The sequence below is a fragment of the Rhodoferax sp. genome (assembly GCF_014859475.1).
GTDB lineage: Bacteria > Pseudomonadota > Gammaproteobacteria > Burkholderiales > Burkholderiaceae_C > Rhodoferax.
In genome coordinates, this window is sequence record NZ_JACUUE010000295.1 from 1 (window position 1) to 2,239 (window position 2,239).

Annotated in this window: 2 protein-coding genes and 1 pseudogene; 1 reads left to right on the top strand and 2 read right to left on the bottom strand. The window is 59.9% G+C overall.

What is annotated here, in order from left to right:
- Positions 1 to 216: hypothetical protein (locus IBX54_RS14560; RefSeq protein ID WP_296543373.1), on the top strand; the 216-nt coding region annotated here is incomplete at its 5' end.
- Between the two features lie 219 nt (positions 217 to 435).
- On the opposite strand, the gene istB is transcribed toward IBX54_RS14560, so the two are convergent.
- Positions 436 to 1,197 (bottom strand): IS21-like element helper ATPase IstB, encoded by a 762-nt coding sequence (gene istB / locus IBX54_RS14565; RefSeq protein WP_296543374.1) that lies wholly within the window; start codon positions 1,195 to 1,197, stop codon positions 436 to 438.
- Between the two features lie 2 nt (positions 1,198 to 1,199).
- Positions 1,200 to 2,239: pseudogene (locus IBX54_RS14570) on the bottom strand (IS21 family transposase); the annotation flags it as partial.

Here is a 2,239-nt window from a genome sequence, read left to right on the forward strand (position 1 = left end):
GACTACTACATTGTATTTTTCAAGTCAAGTTCCACACGGAATGACGAAGGGCCGCCGTACCCCACACCAGCACCGAGCACAATTTTCGGATTTTCTTTCGGCACGTTAGTATTTATTAGCGTACCAATTCCAATGAAAAGTGATGCTGTTGCCCTGATGGCCACTTCAAATTCCCCCACCTTTGGCCAGTCAAATTCCCCCAGGCAGGACGGCTAAATTATCAGTCTTTTGGTCTGACTGCCTCTGGTCTCTTTTTTTGGTAATTTCTCCCTGGATTTTTGGAGTTTTTTGTAGACGGCTGTTTGGCAAGCGCAAGCGCGTCAGGCCCAAGGCAAACCTCGGGGAGCGGTGGGCAACTGTCGCACCGGTGCGCAGCACCGGCTGTCCACAGGCCCGCCCTGTGGGCAGGACAGTTGTCCACGGCGGGCGAGTTGATCACGCGGCGCTGGCACTGACGATGCGCGACGCAGCCTCCTTCAGCCGGTAACTCTTGCCCTCAAACGCCAGCAGGGCCGAGCGGTGCATCAGCCGGTCCAGAATGGTCGTACTCATCGTGTTGTCGCCCAGGTATTTGCCCCAATCCTCAACAATGCGGTTGGAGGTCACCACGATGGAGCGACGCAGCTTGTAGCGCCGGTGCACCACCGTCTGCAGCAACTCGGCAGCACCGTCGGAGATGCGCCGCGCGAGGAACAGATCATCGAGCACCAGCAAAGCTGGCTCGAGCATGCCCTTGAGCAGCTTGGCCTGCTCGGCAGGGCTGGCCAGGCAGTAATGCGCAAACACGCTGTCAGCCTCCACGTAGCGCACGTCATAGCCCTGCAGCGTGGCCTGGTAGGCAACAGCTTTGGCGATATGACTCTTGCCGGTGCCGGGCTTGCCAATGAGCAGCCCGTTGATCCCCTCGGTGATGAACTTCAAAGTGTGCAACTCAAAGCAGGCTTGGCGTGGCACTTTCGGGTTGAAGTGCCAATCAAAATCTGCCAGCGTCAAGCGCTCATCGAGCCCGCACTGCTTGAACCGCCGTTCGGTCAATCGGGAGCGGCGCAGGTCTTGTTCGTCCTGCAGCAGCATGCAGAAGGTTTCAAGGAAGGGTTGTTCGCTGCCCTGGGCTTGCAGGACACGGGTGTCCAGTGTGGCGGCCATGCCCGACAGGCGCAGCTCAATGAGGGCGCGTTCAATCTCATGTTTGCTCATTGTCATTGTGATTCCCCTACTTGGTTTTGTGCTCGGGTCGCTGCCTGGGTCGAAGCCAGCGTGGCGCTTTGCTGAGCCCCCAGGGTGAACAGATCGGCGTAGTCGTCACCCGCGCGAATCAAGGTGTGACTCTGGGTCAGGGATACCTCGCTTGGGTTGGGCGCATCCAGCAGAATCAACGCATCCGCCATGAGCCGCTCGGTCAAGGTCTTGACATGGCCGTAGCTGCACACACCCTCTTGCATGGCCTGCTCACAGGCGGCCTCGATCAGTCGGCGCGGGTAGTGCCGCACCAAGCCGACGATACCCCACATCTTGCGTTGACCGACACGGCCTTCACGCTCGAACAAGGTCTCGCACAGCTTGTGGGTGGCCGCCCCAATGGCCTTGGCCTGACCCAGAATGCGCTGTGTCTCGCGCGATGGATTGAAGACGCGCTCGTTCATGGGCAGCACCACCGTGCCGGGCCTCTCGGCGCGGTCATGCGTGCGCAGCAAGGCTTGCGTCTTGAGGTCTCGGATTTCCAGGCGACGGGCAAACAGGCGCACCAGCACCCGGCTGCCAATGACCGCCGGACGGGCGGCATAACTGCTGTGGTCCACCCGCACGCACGAGTCGTCGTTGACGGTGTACTGCGCCTCGGTAAAGTATTGCATGCCAAGTAGCGGCAGGGGTAACAGATGCGGTTTCTCCTCCTCGAACATGGCTTGCACCTGGCGGCGCTCACTGCCGTGAATGCGCTGGGCGGCCCACTTGGTTTCCCAATGTTCGAGGTACTGGTTTTGTTCCTCAATCGACTCGAAGCGTCGCCCCTTCAGGGCTGTGGCCTGGGTGTGACCAATGGCGTGCTCAACGGTGCCTTTGCGATTGGGGTCACGCACCCGTGCCGGGTCACCCACCACGCCGTAGTGTTTCAGGGTGGCGGCGTAGACGGCATTGAGTTGTGGTTCATACAGGTCGGGTTTGATGACACCCTCCTTGAGGTTGTCGAGCACCACGTAGCGGCAGGCGCCACCGAAGTACGCCCAAGCCTCTTCGTGCA